Source organism: Duganella caerulea, from assembly GCF_040362985.1.
Classification (GTDB): domain Bacteria; phylum Pseudomonadota; class Gammaproteobacteria; order Burkholderiales; family Burkholderiaceae_D; genus Rugamonas; species Rugamonas vulcania.
In genome coordinates, this window is record NZ_BPWJ01000012.1 from 21,374 (window position 1) to 36,961 (window position 15,588).

At 62.2% G+C, this 15,588-nt stretch carries 13 protein-coding genes; 1 reads left to right on the forward strand and 12 read right to left on the reverse strand.

All coding sequences use genetic code 11. From position 1 onward, the window contains the following. Positions 1–116: 116 nt before the first annotated feature. Positions 117–1,211 carry an acyltransferase family protein gene (locus tag ACUJB0_RS27665; RefSeq protein WP_444848057.1) on the forward strand — a complete coding sequence of 365 codons (1,095 nt, stop codon included), beginning with the start codon at positions 117–119 and terminating at the stop codon, positions 1,209–1,211. A gap of 96 nt (positions 1,212–1,307) precedes the next feature. On the opposite strand, the gene ACUJB0_RS27670 is transcribed toward ACUJB0_RS27665, so the two are convergent. From ACUJB0_RS27670 to ACUJB0_RS27725, 12 genes are all read right to left on the reverse strand, one after another. Further along, entirely contained in the window at positions 1,308–2,348 is a 1,041-nt protein-coding gene (locus tag ACUJB0_RS27670) for an acyltransferase family protein (protein WP_444848058.1), read from the reverse strand. A 494-nt stretch (positions 2,349–2,842) separates the two neighbouring features. After that, positions 2,843–3,415, reverse strand: a complete 573-nt coding sequence (locus ACUJB0_RS27675) for an FxDxF family PEP-CTERM protein (protein ID WP_444848059.1) — start codon at positions 3,413–3,415, stop codon at positions 2,843–2,845. A gap of 55 nt (positions 3,416–3,470) precedes the next feature. After that, entirely contained in the window at positions 3,471–4,034 is a 564-nt protein-coding gene (locus tag ACUJB0_RS27680) for an FxDxF family PEP-CTERM protein (RefSeq protein WP_444848060.1), read from the reverse strand. A gap of 106 nt (positions 4,035–4,140) precedes the next feature. Next, positions 4,141–5,157 carry a UDP-glucose 4-epimerase GalE gene (gene galE, locus ACUJB0_RS27685; protein WP_444848061.1) on the reverse strand — a complete coding sequence of 339 codons (1,017 nt, stop codon included), beginning with the start codon at positions 5,155–5,157 and terminating at the stop codon, positions 4,141–4,143. Continuing rightward, positions 5,154–6,296 (reverse strand): DUF1972 domain-containing protein, encoded by a 1,143-nt coding sequence (locus ACUJB0_RS27690; RefSeq protein WP_444848062.1) that lies wholly within the window; start codon positions 6,294–6,296, stop codon positions 5,154–5,156. The genes galE and ACUJB0_RS27690 overlap by 4 nt, the downstream gene beginning before the upstream one ends. Positions 6,297–6,365: 69 nt before the next feature. Then, positions 6,366–7,883: an oligosaccharide flippase family protein gene (locus tag ACUJB0_RS27695; protein ID WP_444848063.1), complete on the reverse strand. Its 1,518-nt coding sequence runs from the start codon at positions 7,881–7,883 to the stop codon at positions 6,366–6,368. Next, entirely contained in the window at positions 7,883–8,926 is a 1,044-nt protein-coding gene (locus tag ACUJB0_RS27700) for a nitroreductase family protein (RefSeq protein WP_444848064.1), read from the reverse strand. The genes ACUJB0_RS27695 and ACUJB0_RS27700 overlap by 1 nt, the downstream gene beginning before the upstream one ends. Positions 8,927–9,076: 150 nt before the next feature. Then, positions 9,077–10,303: a glycosyltransferase family 4 protein gene (locus tag ACUJB0_RS27705; protein WP_444848065.1), complete on the reverse strand. Its 1,227-nt coding sequence runs from the start codon at positions 10,301–10,303 to the stop codon at positions 9,077–9,079. Positions 10,304–10,308: 5 nt separating this feature from the next. After that, positions 10,309–11,391, reverse strand: a complete 1,083-nt coding sequence (locus ACUJB0_RS27710; protein ID WP_444848066.1) for a glycosyltransferase family 4 protein — start codon at positions 11,389–11,391, stop codon at positions 10,309–10,311. Continuing rightward, the gene (locus ACUJB0_RS27715) at positions 11,388–12,626 is read right to left on the reverse strand and encodes a glycosyltransferase family 4 protein (RefSeq protein WP_444848067.1); all 1,239 of its coding nucleotides are present in this window, start codon (positions 12,624–12,626) and stop codon (positions 11,388–11,390) included. The genes ACUJB0_RS27710 and ACUJB0_RS27715 overlap by 4 nt, the downstream gene beginning before the upstream one ends. Then, positions 12,623–14,131, reverse strand: a complete 1,509-nt coding sequence (locus ACUJB0_RS27720; protein ID WP_444848068.1) for a hypothetical protein — start codon at positions 14,129–14,131, stop codon at positions 12,623–12,625. Before ACUJB0_RS27720 ends, ACUJB0_RS27715 begins: the two co-directional genes overlap by 4 nt. A 1-nt stretch (position 14,132) precedes the next feature. Next, positions 14,133–15,584, reverse strand: coding sequence for a hypothetical protein (locus tag ACUJB0_RS27725; protein ID WP_444848069.1), 1,452 nt, complete (start codon positions 15,582–15,584; stop codon positions 14,133–14,135). Positions 15,585–15,588 lie beyond the last annotated feature (4 nt).

Consider the following 15,588-nt stretch of genomic DNA (forward strand, 5'->3'; position numbering starts at 1 on the left):
CAATACCTTGCTAGGTTATTGTAATTTTATCATTTCAATTTTGCTCACACAGCAATGATCAGTGCGCGGCATTGAAATTTTTCGCGTCGCGATATTTCCCCATTAAGGAGAGTCACATGTCCCTATTTCCACGCCCCAGATTTGACATCCTGGACGGCCTGCGCGGCATAGCCGCCATCGCAGTGATGTTTTATCACTATACCCAGCACAACGGTCTCCGCTGGCTTCCCGGCGCATGGGTCGCAGTGGATCTGTTCTTCATCCTCTCCGGTTTCGTCATTGCACACAGTTACGGCGCAAAACTGCTCAAAGGCATGCATTTCAAACAATTCCTACTGATACGATTGGTCAGGTTGGGTCCACTCTATTATTTCGGACTGTTTCTAGGAATTTTTTCAGCGTTGCTATCGCTCTATGCCCATCCGGATTCAAAATCGTCTATCGAACAAATTGCCACCATGGCCGCCTTGAACATGGCATGGCTACCCTATTTCAGCGAGCTTCCGTGGCCGCTGGCAGCACAGGTCGGAAAGGAGCCAGTATTTCCCTTGAACGACCCTGCATGGTCGCTATTTTTCGAAGCCTTCGTCAACATCGTTTTCTTCGTTTTTGTTTATAAATATCATAAGGTCTTCAGCATAAAACTCATCATTCCCGCAGCCGCCGTTTTTGTGATGAGTACCATTATCATGAAGCACGGAAACCAAGGCTGGGGAGCACATAACTTCATCCTGGGATTTCCCCGTGTACTCGCCGAGTTCTTCGCCGGAGTAGGAATCTACCAATACAGCCTGCAACGCAAGGCGCCGCCTGCTACGCTGGTGTGGGTGACAATTGCAGCGGCGATGCTATGCCTCTTCATCGACAATGATAAAGTCGCATTTGTAAATTCCATCACACTCCTGCCATTAACCGTGTTTTTAGCGGCCACCCTGACCGCGCAAGGGAAGTTGAAGGCACTGTGCACCTTCCTGGGCCACCTCTCCTATCCGCTTTACGTCATCCACATGCCTGTCGAGCGCCTTCTTCTTCAGCTACCTCAAGTAAGACTCCTCGATCCAGCGGGCCAAACATTCACAATAGCTGCTGTAAGCATCTTCTGTGCTGTGCTATTGATCGGAATAGATGAGCAGTTAAGAAATTATCTCACTGCTCGCTGGTTAAAAACATCTTCTGACGTTAAAACCGCTGCCAGCCCTGTGGCTTCCTGACTTTACGTCACGCCCAGCAGGGGCACCGCCAACCATTATAGGCATGGCTGGGCATTTACTCGCGTCCCGTTCAGGGGCGGGCAAATGCCCATGCCGTCAGGTTGGCGCCAGCACGGGTGAGCGCCGCCTGCCGCCAAACCAGCTGCGCAGACTCAACACCCGCCGCTCGATCAGCCAATAGGCAAGATAGCCACATACCAGTGCTGTGAGCAATGCCAGCACGAATACCAGCTCGCCCCCTATCTTCGCCTGCAATCCTGTTGCGGTAGCCAAGGCCATGAAGGCACCGAGGATTTTGGAATGCGTCAGATAGATCGTGTAGGAAGCATCCCCGATCGCCCCCAGCACACGGGGGAATTTCAAGTGCCCAGCTTGCTCGAACTTGACCGCGGCAGCCAGCAGGAAGCCAAAGCCCAGCGCCATGCCGAGATGCTGGAGGTCACGCCACGGAGTGAGTGCGCTAAACGCCACCAACAGCGACAGCACACCGAGAAACAATTCCATTCTGCCCGTGCCGCCCTTGCGGTAGAGCCAATAGGCTCCGATGCCGAACAGGAAATGGAAGCTATATCCCGACGTGTAGACCTTGAAGGGCGTGCGTTCGAACTCCGAAGGAAATTGGAAAAAACAAACCGACAACGCCAGGCACGCGACCGCTACCGCGATCCCCAACCTTTTATTAAGGATAAGCAAGGAAAAGACGGCGTAAAACGCCACTTCATGAAACAGCGTCCAAGCCACCGGAAGGGGCGGGCTGACATCATCGAAACGGATCAGTAGCAGACTGCTTACCCAGCCTTGCCAATCGGTTGGCAAAATGGTCTTGCCCCCCACGCCCAGATACAACATCGCAACCAAGCATGCGGTATAAAGCCAGTAAATGGGGAAAAGACGCACAAACCGTCTGAAGCAGAACCGCGTCCATGCCTCAGGCCGACCAATGTCCTGGTGATGAGCAAACATGATAATAAAGCCCGACAGCACGAAGAAAAAATCCACGCCTGAGTTGCCATATTGGGTGTATTCCCGGAATACCGGGTTGTTGCCGTATTGCGGCAGCTCCATGGTCAGCGAAAGATGGAAAACAACAACGCTGATTGTCGCCAGGGCGCGTCCTATCTGCAGTGATCGTAACATGCTGTCCTTTACTATTGAGTTTATCCATGGGAGAACCAGTCGAGGCGCGCGTGGAGGCACCTCAACCCATCTATAGAATTGATTTGACCTTGCCCGGGACCTGCGAATTTACTATGGGCATTGGCTGGACGTTGGCTCAACAAGCTGAGCGCAAGCGTCGGTTATCTGGGAGAGGCTGGAAGAAAGAGGTGGCGGAACACGCTCATGAAGCGCCTTGGCCGCGACTACCTATTAGGAACGTCCGCCAACCGGACAACCGGCAGCGAGGCGCCCCTGCCCGCTCAGCGCAGAGCCAGCCATATTTCCTGCTCGCAGTCTCGCGCCAGGAAAAAGAAGGCGATGCTCATCGCGCCATACTGGCGGATGAGTTGCCGAAGCCATCCTGTTTGAGACAATCGGGGCGAGCTGAAAGGCTCTGACGGGCGCAGCAGCGCCCAGCCATCTCACTCGACCTTGTCCTGAGGGACAAGGTGTGGGGTCAACCGGGGTGCTGGTCAGACCGAGCGGCGACGTGCAACAAACACCACCAGACCCAGGCCAGCCAACAGCATGCCATAGGTGGCAGGTTCTGGCACGGCATCGATTGCCATCGTGGCGCTGTAGCTGCCGCCAGCGTTAGCCGCCACATAGCCCAGCACCTGCAACGTGTAGGTGCCTGCCAGCAGCGTGTGCGGGCCACCAGCGAAGCCCCAGGCCTGATCCAGCGCATTGTGATTGACAGTGTCCTGGCTGCCGACCAGCAGGAAGCCATTGGCACCAAACAGATTCAGCGCCCGGATCTTCAAGCCAGCTTCCGCAGCCGCAACTTGCGAGGTCAGCAGAGCTACCATCTCGACGGTGCTGCTGGTGGTGAAGGTGTACTGGTCCGTGAAGAAGTTGTTGGCAATACCGGCCTGGTCGTTGGCGCCCAGCTTGACGGTACGGCCAAAGTCGGACGAGCCGTAGTCGGTCAGATCGGAGGTCAGGTCAGCAGTCGGCGCGCTCAGGTCGTGCGGAGCCGCGTTCGCCATCAGCGTGGTGCCGGCCAGCAGCAGCGCCGCCAGCAAATGTTTGGTAATTTTATGCATGTTTTTTGCCGTTATCGTAAAGAGGCCGCCACCGGACGGCCGGGATGGAAATGACTTACGCTGCTTTGCGGCGGCGTGCCACCAGGCCGACCAGACCCAGGCCGCCAAGCAGCATGCCGTAGGTGGCCGGTTCCGGCACCACCGTCACGGTACCGTTGCCGGCAAAAGCGCCGCCACCGGACGAGACCATGTTGCCGCCAACCTTGAAGTAATAGCTGCCGCCGGCCAGATGCAGGGCCGACAGGCTCCATTGGTCTTCAAAACCGGCAGCGGTGACGGCATTGGTCAAGTCCATGTGGCCGCCGACGACCAACTGGTTCTGGCTGTTGTAGAGGCCCAGTCCGCTCAGATTCAGGCCGTTGGTGGCCTTGGTGCTGATCGACGTGACAATCATGCTGACGTCGCTGGCGGCCGACAGCGTGAAGGTGAACTTGTCGTTGAACACGGCGCTCTGCTGGTTGGCCTTGAACTTGTCGCCAAAGTGCGCGGTGCCGTCGGAACCCAGCGTCACGGCAGCGTCAGGCGAGCTGATGTCGGTAACGGCCGAAGCCGACGATGCGGCCATGGCGGCGGCGGCGAACAACAGCGACGATACGGCGGATTTGATAGTGGTATTCATACGTTCCAGTCGATATCAGGAGGCGGCACAAGCAGTTCCGCCGATAAAATTTTAATAATAGCAACTAGCATAACACAATTGCCCGAATTGCATGGACTTTATGCATTCAATCGTGCTCCGCCGATGCCGCGGCGCCGCTTTGCCAGCGCCAGGCGTCCGCGCACATCTGCACGATGTCGCGTTCGGCGGTCCAGCCCAGCTCGTGCGCGGCGCGGCCGGCGTCCGCGTAGCAGCTGGCGATGTCGCCCGGCCGGCGCGCCACGATGCGATGCGGGATCGGCCGGCCGCAGGCCTGCTCGAAGGCCGCCAGCATTTCCAGCACCGAGGTGCCGCGCCCGGTTCCCAGGTTGTAGGTGTGCAGGCCGTCGCTGCCGGCCAGCTTGTCGAGCATGCGCACATGGCCCAGCGCCAGGTCGACCACGTGTATATAGTCGCGCACGCCGGTGCCGTCCGGGGTGGCGTAGTCGTTGCCATACACCGACAAGCAGTCGCGCCGCCCCGCCGCCACCTGGGCTATGTAGGGCAGCAAGTTGTTGGGGATGCCGTTCGGGTCTTCGCCGATCAACCCGCTCTCATGGGCGCCGACCGGATTGAAATAGCGCAGCAGCGCGATGCGCCAGCCCGGCTCGGCCAGCGCCAGGTCGCGCAGCATCTCCTCGATCATCAGCTTGCTGCGGCCGTAGGGATTGGTGGCCGACAGGGGGAAGTGCTCGAAGATCGGCACCGAGGCCGGATCGCCGTACACCGTGGCCGAGGAGCTGAACACCAGGGTGCGCACCCCGAATTTCTTCATCGTCTCGAACAGCACCAGGCTGCCGGCGACGTTGTTGTCGTAATACGCCAGCGGATTGGCGACCGACTCGCCCACCGCCTTCAGGCCGGCGAAATGCACCACCGCCTCCAGCGCGTGGCTGGCGAACAGTCCCTCCAGCGCCGCGCGGTCGCGGACGTCGACCTGGCAAAAGGTCAGCGCGCGGCCGGCAATGCGCTCGACCCGCCGCTGCACCGACAGCTTGGCGTTGGCCAGGTTGTCCAGCACCACCAGCTCATGACCGGCCTCCAGCAGCGCGACGCAGGTGTGCGAGCCGATATAACCCAGACCGCCCGTGACCAGGATCTTCATCGGAGCGCTCCACCGTTGGCGGCCACGGCCTGCGGATGGCCGGCGTGCTGCAGCAGCAATTGTTCATAGTCGGCCAGGATCTGTTCCCAGGTGAAGGCTTCGGCATGGCGCGCCAGGCTGGCGGCACGCATGCGCGCCAGCAGCGGCTCGTCGCCCAGCACACGGTCGAGTTCGGCCGCACAGCCGTCTTCGCCGGTGAAATAGCTGGCCCCCTCGCCCGCCACCCAGCGGTTGAACGGATTGTCCTGCGCCAGCACCGGGCTGCCCGAGGCCAGCGCCTCGACCAGCGAAGGATTGGTGCCGCCGACCTGGTGGCCGTGGATGTACATGCGCGAGTGGAAACGCAGGGCGTTGACGATGGTGCTGTCATAGATGGCGCCGACAAACAACACTTCGTCCGAACCGCTGTTGCGCACCGCCTGCTGGTAAGCGTGGGCCGGGTCGTACTTGCCCAGCACCACCAGATGCATGCCGCGCGGCTTGCGCGACCAGGCCCGCACCACCTCGAGAATGGAATTTTCCGGCTCGGCGCGGGCGATCAAAATGGCGTAGCGCTGTGGCGTGACGCCGTAGGCCGCCAGCGGCGCCGCGTCGGCCTGGTCCACGCGGTGCGCGCCGTAGGCGATGGTGGTGATCTTGCCGTCGCTGACACGGGTCTTCAAGTGGGTCTTGATGTGCGGGTGGTCGGCGATCAGGTGGTTGCCCAGCCAGGCGCCGGCCCATTCGTTCAGATAGAACCAGGTCTTGGCCACCTTGCCCCATTTCTGGCGGCGCCATTCGATGCCGTCCATGTTGATCAGGTTGGTCAGGCCCTTGAGGCGGTACCAGGCGCAGAACACGGCCGTGTTGTAGCCCAGCGTCAGCGTCAGTCCCTGCTCGCGGCAAGCGTGCAGCGTCGATTTCCAGTCGAACACGATGGTGCCCAGCGCGCCTCCCTGGGTCACGGGAATGTGGACCCGGCGGATGCCGCGCCAGTCGTCCTCGTGCACGACACCGCCCTCGTCCTGCTGGCAATACACGGTGACCTGCCAGCCGCGCGCGACCAGGTACAAGGCCAGGTGTTCGGCGAAGGTTTCAAAGCCGCCGTGGTTGGCTGGCACGCCGCGCGTGCCCAGAATGCGTATAGTCTTGTTAGTCATGTGTCATGCATACGGAAGAAATTGCGGAATGTCCGCAGGCGGCGCCGCCCGGCGCACGCCCGGCGGACGCTAGAAAATGAATACTTTTTTCGGCAATACCGAATTCAACATGGCCCGCTCGTCGCCGCTGAACGCCCCCAGCCAACGCACCAGCAGCAGGTAGGCGATCGTCCCCAGCGGCACGGCCAGCAACATGCCGCCCCAGCCCGGCCACCATTGCCGCCACAACGCCGCCACCGCGTACAAGGCCAGGCCCGCCAGCAGGAACACCCCCGCGCTGCGGACGTCGGGCCGGTAGTCGTAGCCGGCCCGGCGCAGATAATAGGTGGCAAAGACATTATAAATCAGGCCACTGACGGCGGACGACGCGATAGCGCCATACGGCCCCAGCCGCGGCAGCAGCAGCAAGGCGCAGGGAAACGCGATGGTCGAGGCCAGGCCGGCGTACAGCTGCATGGCATTGCGTTCGAGCGTGCTGGCCAGCAGCGACAGCACCTGCTGGTGGCTGACCGGTATGAGCAGGCACAGCACGCCAACCAGCAGCCAGTGGGCGTCGCCGTATTTGCCGCTCGATACCAGGCCCAGCACGTCATCGCCATACGCGGCGGCCACGGCGATGGCCGGCGCCAGCAGCAGCAGGTTGAGCTTGAGGATGATGCGCGCCATGCGGTTGAGCTGGACAAAGTCGCCGGTCTGCGTGTAGCGGCTGACGAACACCGGCTTGATCATGCGCAGCAGCAGCACCGCCGGCAGGTAGCGCTGCACGGTGTCGGCCAGGCTGTAGACAAAGCCGTAGCGCGCGGCCTGCAGCACACCCAGCAGGCGCGTCACCAGCAGCTTCATCACTTCGGCGTTGAAGAACTGGAAAATCACCTGGGCGCTGTAATTGAACAGCGCGAAGCGCTGCATGCGCCCGCGGTGCTGCTGCAGGATGGCCCAGCCGGCGCGCCAGGTGCCGCCGCCAAAACGGCGCAGCACCTGCGTCAGCGCGATCAGCGCGGCCAGGCCGTTGGCGGCCAGTTCGATCCAGACCAGCAGCGCCAGGTCCAGCTGGCCGAACTGGTGCGCGGCCACCAGCAACAGCAGCCGGCCGAGGGTGTACACGGTCATGCACCGCTGCGCCTGGCGCTGGTGCAACATGGCCTCCTGCAGCGCCACCGCCATCGCCAGCGCGCCGCTCAGCAGCACCACCAGCGCCCAGACGCGGAACGCGGCCGCCTGCGTCGGCACGCCGACGGCGGCCGTGATCGGCGCGGCGGCCAGCCAGCACACCACCGCCATCAGCAGCAGCGTGCCGATGCGCGACAGCAGCGCGGCCAGCACAAAGCCAAGCAGTTCGTGGTCGGCATGCCGGGTGCGCAGCTCGGGCAGGAAACGCTCGGTGGTGGTCTCGATCCCCAGGGTCGAGACCGCCAGCATGCTCACCTGCAGCGCCATGAAGGCGATGTAGACGCCGTAGTCGGCCGGTGCGATCCAGCGCGCCAGCAGCACCACGGTCCCCAGGCTGACGACCGCGTTGAGCGCCTTGCCGAACATGAAATGCAGCAGCGACGCGCGCACCGCCGATTTGCTGTAGTGGCCGGACATCAGCGGAAGAACAGTATGCGGTCCAGCATCTTGCGATGCGACTTGGGAACCTGGGTTTGTTCGGGCGGATAACCGGCCAGCATCAGCATGATGATGCGCTCGGAATCCGGCAAGCCCAGCAGCTTATGGGCGCGGGCGTCGGTGTCCGGCGTGACGCACCAGTTCAGGCAGCAGCTCACCAGCCCCTGCACCTGCAGCGCGTACAGCATCGACATCGAGAACAAGCCGCCATCGACGTAGGGCTGATGGCGCTCGGTGGCGCCAAAGAAATGGGTCATGTCGGCGGTGATCGCAAAGACCACCGGCGCCAGGTGGCCGAAGCCGGCGTTGCCGTTCTGGCAGCTCAGCAGGCGCTGCTTGAGTTCCGGCGCCGTCACCACGTAGGCGCGGCACGGCTGGCGGTTGCAGGCCGAAGGGCTCAGCTGGGCCAGCTCGACCGCCTGGCGCAGCAGCTGCTCGGGCACCGGCTGGTCGCGGAAATCGCGGAAGCTGCGGCGGGTCTCGCACAGCGCGCGGAATTGCGGGTAGTCGACCAGCGCTTCGACCTGCTGCTCGGAAATGGTGATCGGCGTCGCCTGCTCGGCCGGCGACGGCGTGCGGCTGGCCAGGAAGGCGTCCACCACCGGCAAGATCTGCAACTGGGGATCGAGTCCGGACTCGCGTATCCGCTCGCCGTAGGCCCGCAGGCTGCTGACGGCGCCCAGGTAGATGGGGTCCTGGCGGCTGTTGCCCTGGTTTTCCCAGGTTTCCAGCAGGCCGATGACGCGCGGAATCACGTCCAGCGCGAACAGCCGCTTGCGGCCCGGCATGCACAGGCCTTTTTCGATCTTGTGGTAATAGAACAGCAACTTGGCCTGCAACTGCCCGGCCGCCATGCTTTGTTCATGGCCCCAGTACATATGACGCCAGACCTGGCGCATGTCGACCAGGCTGAAGCGCAGGGCGTACAGGCTTTCGACGAAATATTTGGCGCTGGTGTAGCGCGCATAACACGGCTGGCATTCGATCAGTTTGCGTCGGAGATAGGCTTTGAGGCGGCGCATGAAAAAAAATCCTGTAGACGGTATCGATAAGAGAACACCTTGCCGCTGCGCCATCATTCCTTAGAACATTGACAAGGTATCATTATATTATCGCACGCGCGCCCCGGTTTGCCCGGTTCCGTATAAAAAATGTTGCACTGCACGAAAACCTTACGCTGCCACGCCCAGCCCGGCATACAGCTCCAGCGTGGCGCGCAGGTAGCCGGCGCGGTTGAACTGGGTGCTGACGTGCTCGCGCGCGCCTCGGCCCACGGCGGCGCGCCCGGCGTCGCCCAGCCCGTTGACGCGGGACAGCAATTCGGTCAGCGCCGCCACGTTGCCGCTTTCAAAGGTCCAGCCGGTCTGGCCTTCCAGCACCATTTCCGGGATGCCGCCGATGTCGGCGCCGATCACCGGCGTGCCCAGCGCGAAGCTCTCCAGCACGCTCATCGGGGCGTTCTCGTACCACTCGGACGGCAGCACCACGGCGCGCGCCTGGCGGATCAGGTCGTGCAATTCGCTGCCGGAGCGGTAGCCGAGGAACTCGATGTCGCCGCCCAGGCCGGCGGCCAGCGCGTGCAGTTCGGCCTCGATCGGGCCGGTGCCGGCCAGCTTGAGCTTGACGCCGGCGGCGGCCGCCGCCCGCAGCAGCGTGGCCACGCCCTTCTCCGGCGCCATGCGGCCGAAGTACAGGAAATAATCGCCGCTGTCGTAGGCGGGGGTGAAGCGGGTCGAGTCGACGTAGTTGGGGATGTACGCGAAACGCTCGCGCGGCCAGCCCCACTCGATGAACTTTTCCATGAAGAAGCGGCTGGGCACCACCACCTTGTCCAGTTTGCCCTGATAGCTGTTGAGCAGGCGGTGCACGCCGCTCTCGACCATGACGATGGCGCTGGCCGCCAGCGAGTCGCGCACGCAGCGGTGCTTGACCACGTTCAGCAGGTTGCCGCCCTTGCATTTTTCACAGATGCCTGTGCTGTTGAGCATCTTGTAGGCCGGGCAGGCGATCTTCAGGTCGTGCGCGGTCATCACGATCGGCACGCCGGCATCCTTCATCGTGCTCAGGATGGACGGCGACAGGTGGTGGTAGATGCAGTGCAGGTGCGCCACGTCCGGGCGGAAATCCTGCAGCAAACGGCCCAGCTTGCGCTGCGCCTCGCGCGAATACACCACCTTGGACGCCATCGCCAGCTTCTGGCCGAGGCTGTAGGCGTGGCCGAACTCGATCTCGTCGATAAAGTAGTCGGACCACGGCGTGGCCATGTTTTTCGGGTGGTGCATCGAAAAGAAGGCGTTGCTCCAGCCCTGCTCTTCCATCAACGCCGCATGGTCGAGGTAGACCACGTCGGAGCCGCCGCGGCGGTAGTGGTAGTTGTTGATACTGACGAGTTTAGGCATGCGCTTCAGGATTTCAGGTAGGTCATGACGTTGCCGGCGATGTCGGGCCATTGGGCGTGCTGGCCGGCGGCGGCCATGGCGCCCGCGTAGGCAGGGTAGTCGGCGGCCATCCGCAGCACCGCCTCGGCCAGCGCCGCCGGCAGGTGCGCGTCGTTCTCCAGGAACACCCCGGCACCGGCCGGCACCTGTTCGGGAAAATCGCCGACGCGGGTCGCCACGACCGGCTTGCCAAACGCCAGCGCGAGCTTGAGCACGCCACTTGTGGTGCCCTCCAGATACGGCAGCGCCACCAGGTCGCACGCGGCGAAATAGTTTTCCACGTCCTCGAACGGGATGCGGCGGTCGTGCACCAGCACATTGGGTTCATTGCGGGCCGCGTCCAGGCGCTGGGCATCCTTGCCGGATACACTGTTGCTGCCCGCTAGCACCATGCGCACGCGACGCTCTCCCGCCAGCAGGCGGGCCGCTTCCAGGAATGGCAGCAAGCCCTTGCGCGTCTCCAGGTTACCGAAGAACAGCACCACAAAGTCATCGTCGCCGAGCGCGCCGACCTTGGCGCGCGCCGCGCTGCGGCTGACGCCGCTCAAATTGAAAATATCGTAGATTCCGTGCGGCACCACCAGCACCTCACCGGTGACGCCCAGCTTGCGCACGCCTTCGAGCGCCGCCGCCGAATGGACGATCACGCGCTGGAAGGAGCGGTAGTAAAAGCCGAACTCGGCCCGGCTCCAGGGCCGCGGATAATGCGGCAGCACATCGTGCACGGTGACCGCGCAGCGCACGCCGCCCAGCCGCAGCAGCCGCATCAACACGCCGTCCAGCAGCGCCACTTTCAATGGGCCTTGCAGTACCAGCCAGTCCGGCCGGCGGCGCAACACGCCGACGCCAAAGCGCAGCATATCGAGCGGATAATGACGCGAGCGGCGGAACACCCGCCGCACCGTAAAGCCCAGCTCGTCGAAACGGGCCGGCAGCGATGCCGCCGTCACCAGACTGGTCTGGGCACTGCGCACCAGCGCGCGCGCCAACGACACGGCGTAATCGGCCAGGCCGGAATCGCCGGTGAAACTGACAACTTCTATTTTCATGCTGCTCCTGGTTGATTCGGCAGGCCGCCATAGATACGTTCGATCAAGGCGCGCCATGTGAAATTTTGCACCCGGTCGCGACAGGCCTGGGCCAAACCCGGCTCCGCATGACTGCGTTCCAGCAGCGCCAGCGCCGCGGTGGCGTAACGCTCCACGGTCGCCTCCATGTCTTCCGTCGCCTCGACAGCCACACCGCAGCTGTCGTCCACCACCACGCCGGGCCCGCCCAGCTTGAAGCACGCCACCGGCAGGCCGGCGCTCAGCGCCTCCATGACAACGAAGCCACCGGAGTCGCGCAGGCTGGGATAGAACAGCATATCAAATTCCGCGTACATTTGCTGCACTGCATCCTTGGTCAGCCACCCGCGCCAGTCGATCGCGTCGGCCACGCCCAGCGCCTCGGCGCTGCGCATCCAGCGCGCGCGGTCGGCGCCATCACCAACGATGGTCAGCGTGACGCCGGGCGCGCGGCTGCGCATGCGGGCGAAGATTTGCAAACCCAGGTCCATGCCTTTCCAGCCTATGCATCGGCCGGCAAACAGCAGGCGCTGTCCGCCGGCGCCGCGCGCCACGACAGGCATCTGCGCCAGCGCGTCCATGCCAATGGCCAGCTCGACCCGCGCCTTGGCCGCCGCCGCAACGGGCAACCGCGACAGGTGGCCAGCCGATGTGACGAACAGGCGCTCGGCCTGGCCGAACGTCATGCGCATCAAGGGGTCGTAACGCACCAGCCGGTTGGCGATGCCGCGCACCACCTCGACCACCTTTTGCTTGGGGGCGAAATTGCGCGCATAGCCGGCAGGGATCTCGTCGCCACCGGCCACGGGACCGAAATAGAAGGGAATGCCGAGCCGGCCCATGAAACTGGGCTGGCGGAAACTGACCCAGGTGACGTGGTGCACCAGGTCGAACCGTGCCGTGGCGTGCAGCGCGCGCGCGCGCCGATAGGCTTGCCACTGCCAGAAATAGTAATACAGGTGGTTGCGCCGGTTAACCCGTTTCAGCACCCCGTGCAGGCGGTCGAGGTCGACATAGTGGAAGGTGACCCGCGCCATCTCCGGCATGACGGCCACCGCGCGCTCGATTTCTTGCTGGTGGCTGCGCCGGGTCAGCACATGCACATCACAACCATGCATGGCCAGTTGCCTGGCCCACTGCCAGCCGACTTCCTCGTCCGATCCGAAGACCGGGTCGCAGGCGAAGGCTGACAGCAGGACACGCAATGGCGGCGTCACGGAGCGGTAAAGACGAGCACCGAGATGGAGCGCGCCGGCAGTTTCAGGGTGACATTGCTGGCGATCCGCCTGATCGATGCCGACGGCAGGCTGGCACGACGGAAGTCGTTGGCGCCGCATTTGCCGGCGTCGATGGTGCAATCGATCACTGTCGAGCTGGTCAGCGCGGCACCGCTCATGCTGGCCGGCAGAAGGGTGTCGACCGAGATGGCGGCAGTGTTACGATTGACCATCCAGATCGCCAGCGACTTCTTGTCGGCGGTCTTGAAGGCGGCCGCACGGAACTCATAGCCACCCGGGTAGCCACTCTGGTTCTTGCTGGTGGTACGGGTTTGCATCCGCAACGACGGCTTGCTCGCGGCCAGCGTCGAGTACAACATGCCGACACCGGTCAGCGTCGGATCCTTGCCCGCCACCTTCTCGAACAGGTTCCATGGGCCGGCCCGCACGCCATGCACCATCACGCCCGCCACTTCCGGGATCTGCGATGCGGTCAGCAAAAAGTCCGCGGTGCCGATCAAGCCATCCATGTCGCTGGTGCGATACCAGAAATCGCTCCAGTTAGACAAGGTTTCCCCCTGAGGCCAACGGGCATGCTCGGTGATCCATATCGCCGCATTGGTGCCGGTAACAGTTTTATACAGCTTTGCCGCATCCGTTACCGTGCTGAGTTGCGTGGACACCGTCGGACCGGACGGCGGGCCATCATAATAAAGGTGGAACGCGACGCCATTGACCGGCTGCGTCATTGCGCGCAGCAGGCGCTCATTGAATACCTTCTTCGGCGGTTGCCAAGGAGCATCAAATTCAATCAGCGGCAACACGAGCTTGGCATCCGGATCGACCTTACGAATCGCCTTGGCGGCCTGACTGGCGCGGCTGGCCAGGAACTCGGGCGACCATTTATACTTGCCGCGCTCCAGTTCATTCCCCAGTTCCCAATAACGGCTGAGGGTCGGCGCCTGGCTCTTGACATACGTGGCCGCCTGGGTGGCCTCTTTGTCAAGCTCATCAGAAGTAAACAATTTGTAGTTGATACCCGCGATATCAGCCAATGTCCAAGACACCGTACCGCCGGTGGCCTTGACCAGGCTGACGTATTCGGGAATACCGAAGGTGCATTTGACCGGTCCCAGCCAGTCCACCACCTTGGTCGCCGGCCGTGTCGCTTGCGCACCAGCACAAATACTGTAGGAGGCCTCGTTGGCGCTGCCGCCGTAGCGCATGACGCCGCCGGTGGTTTTGAGGAAGTTGGTCAGCACAGGGTAGGGGGTGCCGTTCGGCTGGACTAACTCCTGCGTGCCGTACCACATGGAGTGCGTACCAAACAGATTCTTGGCGTCGTAGGGCGAAATCTGTACATCATCGATCGCCACGCTATACGCCGAGCTCGCCTGCACCAGATAAGAAGGCGCAGGGACAGCCGTGGCGGCCCAAGCAGCCGCAGCGACGGCTACCGCGAAGCCTCCGCTGATACTAGCCACCAAAATTTTCTTGTTCAACATATTAGTTCCCCCGTGCCTGAGCACGCCAGTATTCGATATACCCCACGAAGAACCAGAACAGGAACTGCATGGGCGCACCGCCGACGATCGACACTTGATATGGAAGCATGGCCGCGAAACAGAACATCGCGGCGCGTGCCATCTTTAAAACATTACGGTGGAAGTCAGGGATCCCGGCCATGGTGACCGCGCGATGCGCGTTCCATCCGCTGCGCAGGATAATCAATCCCAACATCCCGAATCCCAGCAGCCCGCCATCCCAAAGCAATTTACTGGCGGCGTGGGCGTCCAGGCCAACACCAAACAGTAACACCGCGTTACCGGCACGCAAAATACTACTTTGCTCTACCGAGGCTCCCATACCATATCCAAGCAGCGAATGCAGCAGGTCAAAGTGTAGCACGTTGTGATCCCACCAATGCACAAGTGTTGCCACTCGGCCACGATGCAATCTATCCACCATGAAATTAGGATCAAAGGAATACGTGAACGCATGCCAGAATTCGCCCGGTCCCTTGGTCCAGAAACGCCAGGCATACACCGCGCCGATCAAACCCAACGCGCTCGCGGCGCCGAACAGCACGCCGAACATATAGCGTGAAGACGCGCGGATCTGCTCCCACAGCACGATGCCCATCACGACCGGCGTGAGCACGAACACGATTTTAGTTTCGGCCAAGCCGACACAACCAAGCGCGCAGATGCACATGACCGTCGCCAGAAGACGACCACGCTTCAGCGACGGCGCCAGGGCGATCGCCAGCGCGCTGGCCATCAGCATAAACACCGCCATCTCGCCGGTGTAACCGCCGCCCAGCTGGTTGCCGCCAAAACTGCCGACGATGGACTCGACGCCCTCCCCGACCGCCTGTAGCGAGTGCGCGCGTTTGGGGGCGATAAAGATTGCCTGATGCAGACAGAACGGCAGCTGCACCAAGCCAAAACCAAGCAACATCTTGACCCACAGCTGTTGCTCTCTATCGCTGTTGGCATAGCTTTGCAGCGCGAAATACACGCCCAAATAACACAGGTAGTAGCGCACGCCGATCAGCAACTGCACCAGCGGCACCTGGTTCATCGCGCTCGACAGCAACAACAGCAGCACGTAGAGCACGATCAGCGGAGTGGTGCTGGGTAACGGCGGACGCACGCGCAATGGTTGGCGTTGCGTCGACTTCAGATTGGTCAACAACGCCATCACCAGCAACGCCAGCCCCATCAGCGATGCCACCCAGTTGACCTGATTGATGAAGAAATAGAATTCCGCCACCCCGGTGACCGCCAGGCTGAACACAATCATCGACCCAAACAGCAGCGCGGGCGAGAAGGCAAGGAACACCGCGCCGCACATGCCGGCGAAGGCAACGACAAAAATAGTCGAGCCGCTGGCGGCGATCAAGCCAGCCAGCAGGCTAAGAAACAGCACCAGGAATATGACGAGTATTTTACGCAAACCG